The organism is Stenotrophomonas sp. Y-13 (assembly GCF_046267925.1).
In the GTDB taxonomy this organism is placed as follows: Bacteria; Pseudomonadota; Gammaproteobacteria; order Xanthomonadales; family Xanthomonadaceae; genus Stenotrophomonas; species Stenotrophomonas acidaminiphila_A.
In genome coordinates, this window is record NZ_CP176501.1 from 1,791,691 (window position 1) to 1,806,390 (window position 14,700).

Genomic DNA, 14,700 nt, shown 5'->3' on the forward strand with positions numbered 1-14,700 from the left:
ATGGAAGCCGGCAACGACGGCGCGGCGGAGGACGCGACCGGCATCGGGGCCGCGTTCTTCTGCCGCTTGTTCGACGCCCGTGGCCAGTCGCAGGTGGTCAGCCGGTGCGCGCTGGGCGCCTGCCAGCCGGCGCGCGACACCCTGGCGTGGGTGGACCTGTGCGACCCGTCCGACGCGGACATCGACGCGGTGTGGGCGTCGTGGCAGTTGCCGCCCGCCGCGCGTCTTTTCCTGGACGGCGGCACCGTGCCGGAGGTCGGGCAGAGCGAGGCGTTCTTCTGGGTGCGCGCGGTGGTTGCCGGCGGCGGCGACAAGGACCGGATCAACGGCGTGGTGCTGGTGTGCGTGGCGGGCGCCGACCGGGTGATCACCTTCCGCCGCGAGCAGGTCGCGTTCCTGCAGGACATGCGCGTGCAGCAGCCCGGCAGGGTCGGCGTGCTGGGCGCGGAGAGCTTCGTGGCCACCGTGCTCGACCGGCTGCTGGGCAGCTACTTCAAGGCCATCGACGAACACGAACTGGCGATCGAGCGGCTCGAGGTCAGCATCCTGGGCAAGGGCGCATGCGATGCGCTCAAGGAACTGCAGCGTCTGCGCCGCTGGGCGTCGCGCCTGCGGCGCATGCTGGCGCCGCACCGGGTCGTGTTCGGTGCCATGTCGCGCCCGGATTTCCGCCCGGACGAAGGACGCGAGGCGGACCGCCACTTCATCGCCCTGAACATGCGCTTCGAACGCGCCCTGGACATGGTCGAGAATGCGCGCGACCAGGTACTGGGGAGTTTCGAACTGTTCAGCAACCAGACCGCGTTGCGCACCAACGAGGCGATGCGGGTGCTGACCTTCGTCACCGTGGTGACCGGGTTGATGGCGACCATCGTCGGCGCGCTCGGCATGAACTTCGGCGCAGGCCTGTTCGACAGCGGCGACGCCGGCTTCTATGGGGTGATCGCCGGGCTGCTGGCGATGGCGCTGGGCGCGTTTGCGCTCGGCCGCCGCCAGCACTGGTTCTAGCAGAAGTGACACCGTGGCCACGCGGGGCAGGGCGGCGCAGTAGCGCCGCACCCGCCACGGCGGCGTTCACTCCGGGGTCTTGGCCGGTACGAACGGGGACACCGGATCGCTGGCCGGGAACGTCTCTTCCAGCGCCTCGTCGTGGTTGTCGCTCTCGTGCCGTTTGCGTTCGCGGCGCTCCTGCTGGGTTTCGGTGCAGTCGCGGTCTTCGCCCGGATCGGGCGGGTCTTTCCGGTCTCGGTTCATCGCATGGCCCTCGCTGGGGAGATGTGCTGGAGCGCCGATTGTTGTCGGGGTGGTTTGCTGCCGGCGTGAAGCGGCTGCATGGGTGATGCATGGCGCTGGCCGGATGTTCATCGATGTGAGCCGGCCGGGCGCGTGGCAGGGCGATCGTTGACGTCGACGTTCGCTGGCGCCGACCAACGTGCTGCCCGCACCGAAGGGAGGAACACCCATGACAAGCAAGCAGACATCCTTCATCTACCGCAACGGACTCTCGCTGGTGCTGCTGGCCTTGTTTGCCGTCTCGCTGGCCGGGCAGGTATGGACCGGGTTGCGCGCATTCAATGACGAACGCGCCGACCAGGGTGCAGCCCCGGTGACGCTGGCCCACTACCTGCACAGCGGCCACTTCCTGTCGGCCACGTTCGAGAACTGGGAAAGCGAGTTCCTGCAGATGGGCATGTATATGCTGCTGACCGTCGGGCTGCGTCAGCGTGGTTCGGCCGAGTCGCGCAAGCTGGAGCCGGCCGCCGAGGTGCAAGACATCGCGCCCGGCACCCCGCCGTGGCCGGTGCGCAGGGGCGGTGTATGGAAAACGCTGTACGCCAATTCGCTGTCGTTGGCTGACCTGGCGCTGTTCCTGTTGACGTATGCAGGCCATTCCCATGGAAGCGGGCGGCACGCGAACTGGTCGCGCGATGGGCGGATGCGCCGTCCGGCACGCCCGCATCCCGTCGTGCCGGCGGCGTACACGATGCCAGCGTGACGCGCCGGATCGATTGGAAAATTCAATGGTGCGCGAGGGCGCCGCCCGGCTGATCATCGGCATCCAGACGGTGCAGAATGCATCACCTTCCACCGGATGCTGTCGATATGAACCAGACCGTCAAAGCCTATGGCGCCCACGCCGGCGACCGCCCCCTGGAGCCGCTGGACATCACCCGCCGCGCGCCTGGCGCGCACGACGTGCAGATCGAGATCGCCTATTGCGGCATCTGCCACTCCGACCTGCACCAGGTGCGCGCCGAGTGGCAGGGCACCCACTTCCCCTGCGTGCCCGGGCATGAAATCGTCGGCCGCGTCTCGGCGGTCGGCGCCGAGGTGACCGGCTTCGCGCCGGGCGATCTGGTCGGCGTGGGCTGCATCGTCGACAGCTGCCGCCACTGTGACGACTGCGCCGAAGGGCTGGAAAACTACTGCCACGGCATGGTCGGCACCTACAACGGCAAGACCGCCGACGCCCCGGGCTGGACGCTGGGCGGCTACTCGCAGCGCATCGTGGTCCACCAGCGCTACGTGCTGCGCATCCGCCACCCCGAGGCACAGCTGGCCGCGGTGGCGCCGCTGCTATGCGCCGGCATCACCACCTGGTCGCCGCTGCGCCACTGGCATGCCGGCCCCGGGCGCAAGGTCGGCGTGGTCGGCATCGGTGGCCTGGGCCACATGGGCATCAAGCTGGCCCACGCGCTGGGCGCGCGGGTGGTCGCCTTCACCACGTCCGAATCCAAGCGCGAGGCGGCACTGGCACTGGGCGCCGACGAAGTAGTGGTCTCGCGCGACCGCGCGGCAATGGCGGCCCATGCCGGCAGCTTCGACCTGATCGTCAACACCGTGGCCGCACCGCACGACCTCGACGCCTTCCTGGCGCTGCTGCGTCGCGACGGCGCCATGGTGCTGGTCGGTGCGCCGGCCACGCCGCACCCGTCGCCGAACGTGTTCAACCTGATCACCCAGCGCCGCACCCTGGCCGGCTCGATGATCGGCGGCATTCCCGAGACCCAGGAAATGCTCGATTTCTGCGCCGAGCACGGCATCGTCGCCGATATCGAGCTGATCTCCGCCGGGCAGATCAACGACGCTTACGAGCGCATGCTGGCTGGCGACGTGAAGTACCGTTTCGTCATCGATAACGCCACCCTGGCCGACTGAAGCCGGGGGAACCCGGGGTGCCGGGGCGCAGCGCGCCGGCACCCCGGGCGGGCGTTGCCCGCCCTGCGCCTCAGCGGGTGCGCTTGCCGGGCGGAATGGTCAGCAGGATCGAGGCGATGGCGCCGACCACCATCAACCGGTTGAACCCCAGCGCCACGATTGCTGCTTCGCGCATGGCCAGCTCGTCCTGGATCCGCCGGGCGATGTCGAGCGTGGTCTGCGCGAACAACCAGAACGTGACCACGCCCAGGATCATGCCGTACAGCAGGCGGTCGATGCCGTGGAATGCGGTACCCGCGGTGCGCGTGGCGGCGTTCATGCGTTCCCGTCCCGGGGGCCTTCGGGCGGCGCGCACAACCAGGCCGCGGCCGCGCTGAGCATCGCCTGCAGCCCGGTCTTCAGCGTCGGCTCGAGCACCGGTGCGAAGCGCGGCGAGTGGTTGCTCGGCAGCGTATTGAGGGTGCCTTCGGCCCGGGCCTTGGCGTACGCCCGCGGATCGGTGCCGCCGACGAACCAGAACACGTAGGGCACGCCCCAGGTGCGGCCGAACACGCTGAAGTCCTCGCTGGCGGACATCGGCTTGCTCTGCAGCGCGTTGTCGCCGAACTGGGCATGGAACGCCGCCGCCACGCGTGCGGTGGCGTCGTGGTCGTTGTCGGTCATCGGGTAGCTGCTGAGCGTGGTGAACTCCGGCGGCCGCGGCGCGCCCGAGGCGTCGCACTCGGCGCAGCAGATGCGCCTGACCGCCTGCAGCATGTGCGTGCGCACCGCCTCGTCATAGGTGCGCATGTTGAGCTTCAGGGTGGCATCGTCGGGAATGATGTTCTCCTTGGTGCCGGCCTGCAGCGCGCCGATGGTGAGCACCGCGCTGTCCAGCGGTGCCACTTCGCGCGAGACGATGGTCTGCAGGCGCATGACGGTGGCCGCGGCCATCACCACCGGATCCACCGCGGTCTGCGGCTGCGAGCCATGCGACCCGCGCCCGAACAGCGTGACCTTGAGGCTGTCGGCCGCCGACAGGATCACCCCGGGCCGATAGCTCACTGTGCCGGCCGCGCCGACCATCACATGCTGGCCCAGCACCACCCCGGCACGCGGCAGGCCCAGGCGCTCCCAGTCGGCGATCATCGCGTTGGCCCCCTGGGCGGTTTCCTCGCCGGGCTGGAACACCACCATCAGCGTGCCACGCCATGCGCCACGCGCCGCGGCGAGCACCTGGGCGGCCCCCATCAACCAGGTCACGTGCAGGTCGTGGCCGCAGGAATGGGCGACGCCCACCGTGCGCCCGTCGCCGTCGCCGTCGGTGGCGGTCGCGGTGCTGGCGTAGGGCAGGCCGGTCTGCTCGGCCATGGGCAGTGCATCCATATCCGCGCGCAGCATGACCGTGGGCCCGTCGCCGTTGCGCAGCAGCCCGACCACGCCGGTGCCCCCGACGCCGCGGGTCACGACATAGCCGAGCCGTTGCAGGTGGTCGGCGGCGATGCCGGCGGTGCGCTGTTCCTGCATCGACAGTTCCGGGTGCTGGTGCAGGTCCTGGTAGATCTCCACGAGGCGTGGCTGCAGTTGCGCGAAGAGCGGTTCCAGTGCGGCGGTCAGCGGGTTCATGGTCGATCCTCCGGAAGGCCGGCATCACGCTGCGCCTGCGACTGTTACGGGCGCGAAAAGAACCGGGCTTCCACCGCGTCCGACGGAAACCGGGGCAGGGCCGGCTTCCGCTCCCGGGCGCGGGGCGGCATGCGCCTCCCGCCGCACCCCGCCGGGGAAGGTGGTACGTTCGGCCGCAGCAGCAGGCATCGGCTGGTGGCGGTGCCGGGCAGGCCCGGGCTCGCGCCAGCGCCCCATGACGGAGGGCGCGCCGGGTGTCGGATCGCGGGCGGCCGCGGCGCGGGGGCAAGGGCGCACGGGATCGGCACCGTGGCGGTGCCGGGGACGCCCGCCGCGCAGTACCGATGACCGGCGTCCAACGATCATGGCGCTGGCTGTAACCGGAATGCCCCGCGCAGCGAAACCCTTTGGATGACCGACTTTTCGCCAAACACGCCCGTGTCCCTCCCGCCAGCCCCGTGCGCGCTGCGCTGGCGCTGCGTCGCGGGAATGGGGGGGTGGCGCGCCTGTCCGGGCCCGGGGGCAGGGAAGGGCGGCCGGTGAGCGGCCCGGTGTCCATGCCGGCGTCCGCGGCGCCGCCACCCGCCGACCCGATCGAGACCGTGCTGCGTGCGCAGTTCGAGGCCGGGCTGGGCGGCGACACGGCGGCGTACCGGCGCTTCCTGGACGCGTTGAGCGCACGCCTGCGTGCGTTCCTGCGGCGGCGGCTGGGTGCGGCGCCGGATGACGTCGAGGACATCCTGCAGGAGACCCTGCTGGCCATCCACAACAGCCGCCATACCTACCGCAGCGGCGAACCCCTGACCGCGTGGGTCTATGCCATCGCCCGCTACAAACTGATGGACTTCCATCGCAGCCACCACCGGCGCGAGGCGCTGAACCTGCCGCTGGAGGCAGCGCAGGACGTGTTCGCCGCCACCGACACCGAATCGGCCCAGGCCCGGCATGACCTCGGACAACTGCTGCAGGCGCTGCCCGACCGCCATCGCCTGCCGATCCTGCACGTCAAGCTTGGCGGCCTGTCCGTCAGCGAAACCGCGCGGCTCACCGGCATGTCCGAATCGGCGGTGAAAGTGGGCATCCACCGCGGCCTGAAGGCACTGGCATTGAAAATACGGAGTGCGGCATGAAAACCCATGATCTGATCGACCTGCTGGCCAGCGACCCGGTGCCGGTGCAGCGGCACGCGGCCGCGCGCCGGTTCGGCTTGGCGCTGCCGGCGGGAGCGCTGCTGTCGCTGGGCCTGATGCTGGCCGGCTATGGGCTGCGGCCCGACCTGGCCGAGGTCTCGGTCCAGCCGCTGTTCTGGGCCAAGGCCGGGTTCGCGCTGGCGATGTTGTGCGGGGCACTGTGGGTGACCGCGCGGCTGTCGCGCCCGGGCCGGACGGTGGCGGCGGCCTGGTCGGGACCGGGCATTCCGCTGTTGCTGCTGTGGGCCGCCGCCGCGGCCGCGCTGTGGTTGGCACCGGGCGACGAGCGCGTGGCGATGCTGCTGGGGCGCAGCTGGCGCAGCTGTGCCTTCAGCATCGCCGGCCTCTCGCTGCCCTTGATGGCAACGACCTTCTGGGCGCTGCGTGGACTGGCGCCGACGCGCCTGCGGCTGGCCGGTGCCGCAGCCGGGCTGCTGTCGGCCGCCGCCGCCGCCGTGGTCTACAGCCTGCATTGCCCGGAGATGGACGTGCCGTTCTGGGCGGTGTGGTACGTGCTGGGACTGTCGCTGCCCACCGCCGCCGGCGCACTGCTGGGGCCGCGCCTGCTGCGCTGGTGAGCCGCCCCCGGGGCGGCGCCGGCCCCACCTCGATGGCGGCAGCGCATTGGCCCGGCGGATGCCGCGGCGCGCGCCGGTTCCGCCCGTCGCCAGGGCGGAACGGCCGGATGCTGGAGCGGCGCCGGCCGCCGGCGCACTGCGCATGAATGCAGCAGCACGCGGTTGCGGTGGCGTGTAACCGCCGGCCCGCATCGCGCGAATGGATATCCACCCACCCACTGGAGATTCCCATGCATTGCTTCCGTTCCCTGCTTGCCGTTGCCGTCCTCGCCGCTGCCGGCGTGCCCGCCACCAGCGCGCTGGCCGCCGACCCGCCGGCCGCCGCGCCGGCCATGGCCATGGCGATGACGCCCAGCGTGGCGATCCGCGCCTATGACCAGATGGCATTCGACCAGGCGCAGGCGGCCAACAAGCCGATCCTGGTGTGGGTGCACGCGCCGTGGTGCCCGGTGTGCCGCGAACAGGAAAAGGCGATCAAGCAGATCACCGCCGATCCCGCCTACCGCGACCTGCTGGTGCTGCGCATCGATTTCGATACCCAGAAGCCGCTGTGGCAGAAGTTCGGCGCGACCATGCAATCGACCCTGATCGGGTTCCATGGCAAGCGTGAAACCGGCCGGGTGGCGCACGAGAGCGATGTGGCGCGGGTCGCGCCCGTGCTGCGTTCGACCCTGTCCGGCAGCTGAGGCCGGCGCTGCATGAGCCTGGGTTTGAATCCGGCACTGGCCTACGTGGCCGGTGCCCTGACCATCCTGTCACCGTGCGTGCTGCCACTGGTGCCGATCGTGCTGTCGTCGGCGGCGCAGCGCCACCGCCTGGCGCCGCTGGCGCTGTCGGCGGGCCTGGTGCTGGCGTTCACCGCCACCGGTTTCGTGGTGGCGGCGTTCGGCCAGTCACTGGGCATCGACACCCTGGCGGTACGCGCCGCGGGCGCGGTGATCCTGTGCCTGGCCGGGCTGGTACTGCTGTTGCCGCCGCTGCAGCGCCTGCTGACCCGCGTGGCCACGCCGCTGGCGAGCTGGGCGGGCCGCACCCAGCTCGCCGTCGACGCGCGGGGAGGGCTGTGGGGCCAGGCCCTGGTCGGGATGCTGCTGGGCGTGGTGTGGGCCCCCTGCGTCGGGCCGACGCTGGGGGCCGCCATCGCGCTGGCGGCGGCAGGCCAGAGCCTGGGCGCGGCCTTGCTGGTGATGGCGGCGTTCGGCCTGGGCATCGCCAGCGTGCTGCTGGTCATCGCCTTCGCCGCACGCGGCGCCCTGGACCGCTGGCGTGGCCGGCTGATGGGCGCCGGCAGCCGCGGCAAACAGCTGCTGGGCGTCCTGCTGCTGCTCGTCGGCGGGCTGATCCTCAGCGGTGCGGACCGCCGGATCGAAGCCTTCGCCCTGGACCACCTGCCGGACTGGATGACACGCCTGTCCACCGCGTTCTGAGGACGGGCTGCGCGCTGTGCCCGGGATGCGGCCCGCATGGCCGCATCCCGGTTGCGCACCGTGCCGCTGCGGTCACGGCGGAGGGGCCATGCCCTGCAGGGAGGCCGTGGCACGACAGGGCATGTGGGCCATCGCGGAGGTCGGGCTCAGGCCGTTCCGCCTGCCGGGCGCGTCGCTTCAAAGGTGACGACCTGGTCGCCCTTCCGGGGGCGGCGACCGCGCTGGTAATTGCCTGAAACGACCACGTCCGTGAAGCCGGCCGCGTACAAGGCCAGAGCGAATTCCTCGACTCCCCACCAGCGCAGCTTGAACAGGTCGAGCTCGGTCGCTGCCAGGTTGCCGTTGCGCCAGTGCTCATAGCGCAGGTGGGACAGGGTCGTCTGCGCGATGTAGTCGGTCTCGACCCGATGATCCGTCAGCGTCAACAGTTCACCTTCCCCGGTGGTCCAGCTGCGCAATGTGCCGGACGGGCCCAGGAAGCCGTCGATCGCGTCGAGGTCGAGGACCAGCTTGCCACCCGGCAGCAGATGCTGATGGAACCGCCTGAGCACGGCGCAGGCCGCCGCGGCGTCCGTGATCAGCTGCAGGGAGCCGGCCGGGATGATGATCGCGGCGAACTTCCTGTCATAGGCGAAGTCCTCGAAACCGCGACGCGTCAGGTTCGCGGGTACGCCATGCGTCCGGCATGCCGCGCGGCAGTAGCCCAGCATTTCCTCGGAGGTGTCGAACCCTTCGACCGCGAGTCCGGCCTTGAGCAGCGGTACCAGAATCCGCCCGTTGCCAACCGCAGGTTCCAGCACCGGGCCTGCGCACTCGCCAAGCAACTGCTGGTAGTACTCCACATCACCGAACGACCGGCCGACCGGCTTGTCCAGGTTGTAGACCCATGACGCGAGCCTTCCGTAACGATTTTCCATGCCACTCCCGTGCAGCCGCGCTGCGCTCCCGTTCGCATCCGGCCGCGCAGCATACCGTCGGGCAAGCGCGATTGCGCCCCTGCCGCGTCTGCGGGGCCACCGGCGCGGACCGGATTGAAACGGCAGGCAGGCGACAGGTGTGTCGAGATATGAGGGGGCCGCGTGCTCGTCCGGCGGTATGGGCTGGTTGTCTGATGCGGTGGCCGGCGTGGTGGATCTCGGCATCCATGGCATGGGGCGGGGCGGTCTCACGACCTGGTGCCTCCGCAGCGCAGCCATCCGCAGCGAACAGGTCCGCGATCGCAAGCAGCGATGGAGTGGAAGACGATCGGCCGCGCCGGCCGCCCCGTTACCAGGCGCCAGCACTACGCCATGGCATCGTTCAGGGCGGATCATTTGACCGCCGTGCCGGCCTGCGGGTGCGGCCCCCAGCCGATGTCGAGCAGGGTGGGCGAGCCCGTCATGGGCGCAGGGGCCGGCAGGTTGATGGCAACGGACTTCTCACCCAGTATTGGGCAAGACGAGAAACGGATTGAAAGCGCATGGCAGGTACGGCAAGGCATCTTTCGATCCATCGCATCGGCGTGGCGGCCGCTCTCCTTCTCATCGCCTCGAACGCCGCTGCCACGTTGCCTGCCGAAGGGGCATTCGACGAATGGCTGGCGGCGTTCAACAGCGGCGACCGGGCCACGCTCCGCGAGTTCAATGAACGTCGCTTCGCCGACCCGGATCACAACCTCGACTATCTCCTCGATAGCCGCGAAGAGACCGGCGGGCTGGACGTGATCAGGATCGAGCGCAACGAGCCGACGGTCTTCGTGGCAATGGCGCAGGAGCGCAGCTTTCCGGCTTACCGGCGGATCACGGTCACCTTCGGCAAGGCCGGGGACGCGTTGCTGAAGGAAGTCAGGCAGGATCCGCAGCCGCTGCCGCAGGACAGGGCGCTGGAAGCACTGGATGCCTTCGCGGAACGTCTTGCGGACACCGACCGCTTCTCCGGCGTGCTGGTTGTCGAACAGAACGGAAGGCGGCTGTACGGCAGGGCATTCGGGCTGGCCGATCGCGAGAACAACGTGCCGGTCCAGCTCGATACCCCGTTCCTGTTCGCCTCCCAGGGCAAGATGTTCACGGCCGTCGCAGTACTGCAGTTGATCCATGCGGGCAAGATCAACTTCGATGATCCTGTCGGAACGTATTTGACCGACTACCCGAACAGGGAGATGGCGAAAGTCACCGTGCGGCAGTTGCTTTCACATCAGGGCGGAACCGGCGATATCGGCGTGTTGCAGCCGGAAGAGGCGGGCAATCGGGCCTGGGTCCGCACAATCGACGATCTCATCACGCTCAACGGCGATCGTGGCCCCTCTTTTCCCCCGGGATCGGCATTCGACTATTCGAACTACGGCTTCGTGCTGCTCGGTGCACTGGTGGAAAAGGTCAGCGGCCAGAGCTATTACGCTTACCTCGCAGAGCATGTCTTTGGTGCCGCCGGCATGACTGCGACTGGCTTCCCGGACATTGCGCACATGTCCGGTGTCGCCAACGGCTACACCCGGGGCGCCGATGGAAAGCTGGTCTCCAGCGCCAGTCTGCTGCCATGGAGGGGGACGCCTGCGGGTGGCGGGATTTCCACCGCCAACGACCAGGTACGCTTCGTGGATGCCCTCAAGAGTGGCAGGCTGATCCCGCCGTCCCTGTTGAACCAGGCCATCAAGCAGCAGACTGCATGGTATGGCTATGGCTTCGTTTCATCCGGGCCCGAGGAGTTTCCTCACTGGGGCCATGGTGGCGGAGCGGCCGGCAACAGCACGGCTTTGTCGGTCTATCCTTCCAACGACATGACCATGGTGTGCCTGAGCAACCGCGATCCTCCCGCTTGCGACCGACTCCTCACCCATCTGCATTGGCATTTGTCTCCGCCACCAACAACGCCAGAACAGCTGCGCTGACTGGCGTACGGGAGACGGTGGAAGCCCTGTGTCGCTGCGCCGGCCAGCGATGCGTGGGGACGCGTACTTCGGGGGGCTGTCGCACTTCATCCAGATCGCGAAGCTGACGGGGACTCGAATGCTACGTATGGGCGCGTGCAGCCGTAGCTCCCGACCCGGAACTAGCAGTAGGAGAGGGGGGAGCTTGCACTTCGCGAAGCCAGTAGGCCTCAGCTGCATCACGCCTTAAAGCCCATTTACGGAGTCCAAGCCACGCCATGAAAGCAAAGAACATCGGCATCTTCCTGACCGTGCTGTGGTCGATCCTGCCGGCGGTGGCCTGGGCCGCCAGGCCGCAGACGTCCGCGGATATCGCGGAGCTCAGCCGATGGCTGGCGCAGCGCCAGCGGGACAGCGGCGTGGTGGGTGTGTCGGCCGCGTTGGTCGTGGATGGAAAGATCGTGTGGAAACAGGGCTTCGGCTATGCGGACAAGAACGCCGGCATTGCCATGACCCCGGTCACCCAGGTCGGTATCGGCTCGGTGACCAAGACCTTCACCGCGTTGGCGGCCATGCAGCTGCAGGAGCAGGGCGTGGTCGATATCGACCAGCCGTTGTCCCGCTACCTGCCCGAGTTCCGTATCCGCACCCATGGCGAAGACCGCAACCAGGTGACGCTCAGGCGCCTGATCACCCACAGTTCCGGCGTGCCGACCGATGTTTTCCGCGACATGCGGCGCGATCAGGCCCGCTATACCGATGTGGTGACGCTGCTCAACCGGACCGCACTGGCGCATGCGCCCGGCACCGTAGGCCTGTATTCGAACGCTGGCTACAACCTGTTGGGGCACGCGCTGGCCAAAGCCAGCGCGATCGATTACCCGGACTACCTGAAACAGCGGATCTTCATGCCATTGGGCATGAACAACACCGGTTTCGCCGACGACCCGCATGCGACCGGTCGCCGCAAGGCCTACGGGCCGGACGGTGCCGAGGCCGCGGCCTTCGAACTGCGCGACATCGCCTCCGGCGGCATCTATTCCACGGCGGAAGACCTGGCCATCTATGCGGCAGCCTTGATGGCCGCCTATCGCGGCGAGCACTCTCCTCTGGCCAGGGAAGCCACGGTCCGGTCGATGTTCACCCAGCGCAGCGACATTCCGATCGACACCAACAAGAAGGGACTGGGGTGGTTCCTGTTCCACAACGACAGCGGCTTCGCCGCCTACCATGCCGGCAGCACGTTCTATTCCAATGCCGCAGTGCTGTTGATCCCGGAACAGCGGACGGCCGCGGTCATCCTGGCCAACACGGTGGGGAGCGATGCGATCTGCGAGCAGTTCGCTTTCCGCTGGCTGGAAGCCCATGGCCTTTCGGTGAAGGATATCGTCCCGCAACCCGCGGCACTGCCCATATCTTCCAGCATTCCCCGTTCACGACATGCGGGCTACTACGCGCAGAAGAACGGCTACGCGAAGGTGGAGGAGACCGAGACAGGGCTGACCATCCGGCGCGACGCGGAAACCTACCGGGCGATCGAGACATCCCCTGGCGTGTTCACCGTGCAGGGCGCCGGCGAGGCGGACGGCGATCTCTACTACTTCCGCGATATCGGGCCGTACCACGTGCTGTTCTGGCGCCGGGGGCAGGGCGAGCGCCAGCTGGGCTACCGCATCGCGGACGACGCGCCCGGTACCCTGTGGAAGCAGCGGCTGGGCCGCTACCGGCCGTTCGGCTACACGATGCCGGGATTCGAGAAGATCGCCGAGGCCGAGGTACGCCTGCAGGACGATGGCCTGCCGGTGCTGCAGGTCAGCTACAACACGGGCACGTTCACCTATCCATTGGTGCCGGTCGCCGCGGACGAGGCCCGGACCGGTGGGCTGGGCCCGAGCATGACGGGCGATGCGGTGTCGTTCGGTACGGATGCGGGAGGTGAGGTGATGACTTACCTGGGATTGACCTTTCGGAAGGAGTGAAATGTGGCTGATCCCGCTGACTCGGCGGACTCCAGATGGAAAGACGAGGACATGGCGATCACGAGCCACCCCGGAATGCCGTGTCTATCTCTCTCGCAGCCGGGTGGCCGTGCTGGTAGGCCCCGGGACGGCGAGTTCCGGTGAGGGAGTGGCTATTGCCTTCAGGGCACGCCCGGGAACCCGCTTCTTAGGCCAGCCGACCGCAGGCCTTGCGACGTCCAACACGACCTTTCCGCTACCTGATGGCGGAGCCCTTTTCCTGACGACGTCAGCAATGGCCGACCGTGAGGGCACCGAGTACCCCCAGGGCATAGTGCCGGAAAGCGTCGTACGCGATGAGCAGGATGCGTTCACGGCAGCCAAAGAGTGGCTTCGCTTGACGCCATAAGTTCTTGGTTCTGCGAGGGCAACGCCCGTTTCTGTGCGAGAGTGGGCGTTGGCTGGGCGGGTGATTAGGGATGTTTATCGGGGGTAGGGAAGAGCACCTGCCGTCCCGTTGCCGTCGTTCGAGTTTCAATGACCAATGTCTGCCATCTAGCTGTGATCTCTCAGTAGGTTATTCATCCGGAGCCTCGCCGGAAGATGGGGGAATGTCGCAACGATAGTATGCAAGGCTTGCTGATCGCGTCGCCTTGGCGTTCGACCATCTTCAACGAGTCCATCAGGGGCAAGGGCTATGATCACACTGTGCCGCGCAGGATGTTTCAACGACCACTATCAGCGGAGGCCCAGTCTATCGAGCAGCTAGGCAAACCCGGCGACTAACTCACGATCCCGAGCATAGAACTGACCAACGAGCTTGTCCAAGCCCTCTTGGATCGCCCCTCCCAGACGGATCTTCTGAAGGCTGCCAATCGCTGGTTCAAGAAATACCCCAAGAAGCTCGATGACCTAAGCCTTTTGAATGATCTTGGTGAAATCCACAAGTTGACCTTGAACGCACCTCCGGTTTCAGAGGTCTGGTAGGCGCATAGTTGCACTCAGCAGTGTGAGAGGCTTGTTTCGCGTTACGTCTTAGGGGATACCTAAGCTGTTCCGATATTCACCGCAAACATTGATCCAAAGACGCCCGAGCTCAAGAGACTCATTGGCAGCCATACCATTATCGGTCTGACCGACGCGCTTCGATCTCCTCACGGTACGCCTTGATGGCCTCACCCGGAATCCACACGTACTTATTCACCTCATCGAGCAGTTCTGGCCGTAGGGCCAGTGGCGAGTTGACCAGATGTCGGCGGTGGCGCCATTGCAGGGATTTACGATGGTGCTGGTTGAAGAGCAGATTCTTCCAGACCAGGGACGGGCGAGCGGGGTGGTCCCGCTTCGCCAATATCTTCTCTAGGACGCCGCCCGGAATGAGAAACCGGCGCGCTGGCTTGTGCAGTTCAAGTTCGATCGTTCTCAGGTACTTGGGTAGCATGTCGATGACCTTGCCCGCGCCGGTCGTGATCGTATGGTCGAGGACACGGCAGTACAGCCGGACCTCCCATACCGCTCGGTCGAGCATGAGCAGTTCCTGGCCGTCCAGATGGTATGAGCTTTCCAGATAGCGGAAGCGGCCATAAGTATCCAAGTGCTCGATGATCTGCATTGACGTTGCGGACAAGGACATCTCGAACCGGGCTTGTTTGGTCAACTCCAGCGCCCGGGCCAGATCGTGTCTCAGCGACTCCTTGCCCTTCGGCTGCGGGATGCGGTTGTAGAGCAAGATGGCCTTGAGGTACTTTTCGATCGCCTGCAGCCCCGACCACAGGAACTGCGGATACAGCGTCGTCCGGTATGCGGCCCGCGCCATGATGTAGTCCTGGTCGGCGATGTCACGGAAGGAGCGGGTGGCAAAGTCATTGAGATAGATATCGTTGGCATTCATGTGGCACGCTTCCCGCCTCTTCTCGCTTGGATCGAGTGAACTGCGCA

At 67.5% G+C, this 14,700-nt stretch carries 14 protein-coding genes and 2 pseudogenes; 11 read left to right on the plus strand and 5 right to left on the minus strand.

The features are described from left to right. Positions 1-1,008, plus strand: coding sequence for a magnesium transporter CorA family protein (locus ACJ7VY_RS08185; protein WP_409476751.1), 1,008 nt, complete (start codon positions 1-3; stop codon positions 1,006-1,008). Between the two features lie 66 nt (positions 1,009-1,074). Here the strand turns inward: ACJ7VY_RS08185 and ACJ7VY_RS08190 are convergent, their stop codons facing one another. Next, the gene (locus ACJ7VY_RS08190) at positions 1,075-1,254 is read right to left on the minus strand and encodes a hypothetical protein (RefSeq protein WP_409476752.1); all 180 of its coding nucleotides are present in this window, start codon (positions 1,252-1,254) and stop codon (positions 1,075-1,077) included. A 208-nt stretch (positions 1,255-1,462) separates the two neighbouring features. Between ACJ7VY_RS08190 and ACJ7VY_RS08195 the strand changes: the two are divergent. Beyond that, positions 1,463-1,909 (plus strand): annotated as a pseudogene (locus ACJ7VY_RS08195) (DUF6766 family protein); the annotation flags it as partial. 194 nt (positions 1,910-2,103) lie between these two features. Beyond that, a complete protein-coding gene (locus ACJ7VY_RS08200) occupies positions 2,104-3,159 on the plus strand; it encodes an NAD(P)-dependent alcohol dehydrogenase (protein WP_409476753.1) in 1,056 nt (351 codons plus the stop codon). Between the two features lie 70 nt (positions 3,160-3,229). On the opposite strand, the gene ACJ7VY_RS08205 is transcribed toward ACJ7VY_RS08200, so the two are convergent. Both ACJ7VY_RS08205 and ACJ7VY_RS08210 read right to left on the minus strand, forming a co-directional pair. Next, positions 3,230-3,478, minus strand: coding sequence for a hypothetical protein (locus ACJ7VY_RS08205; RefSeq protein WP_409476754.1), 249 nt, complete (start codon positions 3,476-3,478; stop codon positions 3,230-3,232). Then, the gene (locus tag ACJ7VY_RS08210) at positions 3,475-4,764 is read right to left on the minus strand and encodes an amidohydrolase (protein WP_409476755.1); all 1,290 of its coding nucleotides are present in this window, start codon (positions 4,762-4,764) and stop codon (positions 3,475-3,477) included. The genes ACJ7VY_RS08205 and ACJ7VY_RS08210 overlap by 4 nt, the downstream gene beginning before the upstream one ends. A 539-nt stretch (positions 4,765-5,303) precedes the next feature. On the opposite strand from ACJ7VY_RS08210, the gene ACJ7VY_RS08215 reads away from it, so the two are divergent. The 4 genes from ACJ7VY_RS08215 (at position 5,304) to ACJ7VY_RS08230 (ending at position 7,959) form a co-directional block, all read left to right on the plus strand. Beyond that, entirely contained in the window at positions 5,304-5,894 is a 591-nt protein-coding gene (locus tag ACJ7VY_RS08215) for a sigma-70 family RNA polymerase sigma factor (protein ID WP_293758164.1), read from the plus strand. Continuing rightward, positions 5,891-6,532 (plus strand): DUF1109 domain-containing protein, encoded by a 642-nt coding sequence (locus tag ACJ7VY_RS08220; RefSeq protein ID WP_161615092.1) that lies wholly within the window; start codon positions 5,891-5,893, stop codon positions 6,530-6,532. Before ACJ7VY_RS08215 ends, ACJ7VY_RS08220 begins: the two co-directional genes overlap by 4 nt. A gap of 230 nt (positions 6,533-6,762) precedes the next feature. Further along, entirely contained in the window at positions 6,763-7,218 is a 456-nt protein-coding gene (locus ACJ7VY_RS08225) for a thioredoxin family protein (protein ID WP_202626484.1), read from the plus strand. A 12-nt stretch (positions 7,219-7,230) separates the two neighbouring features. Continuing rightward, the gene (locus ACJ7VY_RS08230; protein WP_104938785.1) at positions 7,231-7,959 is read left to right on the plus strand and encodes a cytochrome c biogenesis CcdA family protein; all 729 of its coding nucleotides are present in this window, start codon (positions 7,231-7,233) and stop codon (positions 7,957-7,959) included. A gap of 146 nt (positions 7,960-8,105) precedes the next feature. Here the strand turns inward: ACJ7VY_RS08230 and ACJ7VY_RS08235 are convergent, their stop codons facing one another. Continuing rightward, positions 8,106-8,876: a methyltransferase domain-containing protein gene (locus ACJ7VY_RS08235; RefSeq protein WP_409476756.1), complete on the minus strand. Its 771-nt coding sequence runs from the start codon at positions 8,874-8,876 to the stop codon at positions 8,106-8,108. 542 nt (positions 8,877-9,418) lie between these two features. Between ACJ7VY_RS08235 and ACJ7VY_RS08240 the strand changes: the two genes are divergently transcribed. The 4 genes and pseudogenes from ACJ7VY_RS08240 (at position 9,419) to ACJ7VY_RS08255 (ending at position 13,749) form a co-directional block, all read left to right on the plus strand. Further along, complete coding sequence (locus tag ACJ7VY_RS08240) at positions 9,419-10,825, plus strand: serine hydrolase domain-containing protein (RefSeq protein ID WP_409476757.1); 1,407 nt, start codon at positions 9,419-9,421, stop codon at positions 10,823-10,825. Between the two features lie 290 nt (positions 10,826-11,115). Further along, the gene (locus tag ACJ7VY_RS08245) at positions 11,116-12,783 is read left to right on the plus strand and encodes a serine hydrolase domain-containing protein (protein WP_409476758.1); all 1,668 of its coding nucleotides are present in this window, start codon (positions 11,116-11,118) and stop codon (positions 12,781-12,783) included. Position 12,784: 1 nt separating this feature from the next. Continuing rightward, positions 12,785-13,171: a S41 family peptidase gene (locus ACJ7VY_RS08250; RefSeq protein WP_409476759.1), complete on the plus strand. Its 387-nt coding sequence runs from the start codon at positions 12,785-12,787 to the stop codon at positions 13,169-13,171. A 311-nt stretch (positions 13,172-13,482) separates the two neighbouring features. Further along, positions 13,483-13,749: pseudogene (locus ACJ7VY_RS08255) on the plus strand (DUF2026 family protein). 136 nt (positions 13,750-13,885) lie between these two features. On the opposite strand, the gene ACJ7VY_RS08260 reads toward ACJ7VY_RS08255, so the two are convergent. Then, positions 13,886-14,653, minus strand: a complete 768-nt coding sequence (locus ACJ7VY_RS08260; RefSeq protein WP_409476760.1) for a HEPN domain-containing protein — start codon at positions 14,651-14,653, stop codon at positions 13,886-13,888. Positions 14,654-14,700: the final 47 nt, after the last annotated feature.

Excerpts from the sequence above, each read along its gene's own strand:
- ACJ7VY_RS08185 (WP_409476751.1), top strand. The coding sequence starts at position 1 with ATGGAAGCCGGCAACGACGGCGCGGCGGAGGACGCGACCGGCATCGGG.
- ACJ7VY_RS08190 (WP_409476752.1), bottom strand. The coding sequence starts at position 1,254 with ATGAACCGAGACCGGAAAGACCCGCCCGATCCGGGCGAAGACCGCGAC.
- ACJ7VY_RS08200 (WP_409476753.1), top strand. The coding sequence starts at position 2,104 with ATGAACCAGACCGTCAAAGCCTATGGCGCCCACGCCGGCGACCGCCCC.
- ACJ7VY_RS08205 (WP_409476754.1), bottom strand. The coding sequence starts at position 3,478 with ATGAACGCCGCCACGCGCACCGCGGGTACCGCATTCCACGGCATCGAC.
- ACJ7VY_RS08210 (WP_409476755.1), bottom strand. The coding sequence starts at position 4,764 with ATGAACCCGCTGACCGCCGCACTGGAACCGCTCTTCGCGCAACTGCAG.
- ACJ7VY_RS08220 (WP_161615092.1), top strand. The coding sequence starts at position 5,891 with ATGAAAACCCATGATCTGATCGACCTGCTGGCCAGCGACCCGGTGCCG.
- ACJ7VY_RS08225 (WP_202626484.1), top strand. The coding sequence starts at position 6,763 with ATGCATTGCTTCCGTTCCCTGCTTGCCGTTGCCGTCCTCGCCGCTGCC.
- ACJ7VY_RS08230 (WP_104938785.1), top strand. The coding sequence starts at position 7,231 with ATGAGCCTGGGTTTGAATCCGGCACTGGCCTACGTGGCCGGTGCCCTG.
- ACJ7VY_RS08235 (WP_409476756.1), bottom strand. The coding sequence starts at position 8,876 with ATGGAAAATCGTTACGGAAGGCTCGCGTCATGGGTCTACAACCTGGAC.
- ACJ7VY_RS08240 (WP_409476757.1), top strand. The coding sequence starts at position 9,419 with ATGGCAGGTACGGCAAGGCATCTTTCGATCCATCGCATCGGCGTGGCG.
- ACJ7VY_RS08250 (WP_409476759.1), top strand. The coding sequence starts at position 12,785 with ATGTGGCTGATCCCGCTGACTCGGCGGACTCCAGATGGAAAGACGAGG.
- ACJ7VY_RS08260 (WP_409476760.1), bottom strand. The coding sequence starts at position 14,653 with ATGAATGCCAACGATATCTATCTCAATGACTTTGCCACCCGCTCCTTC.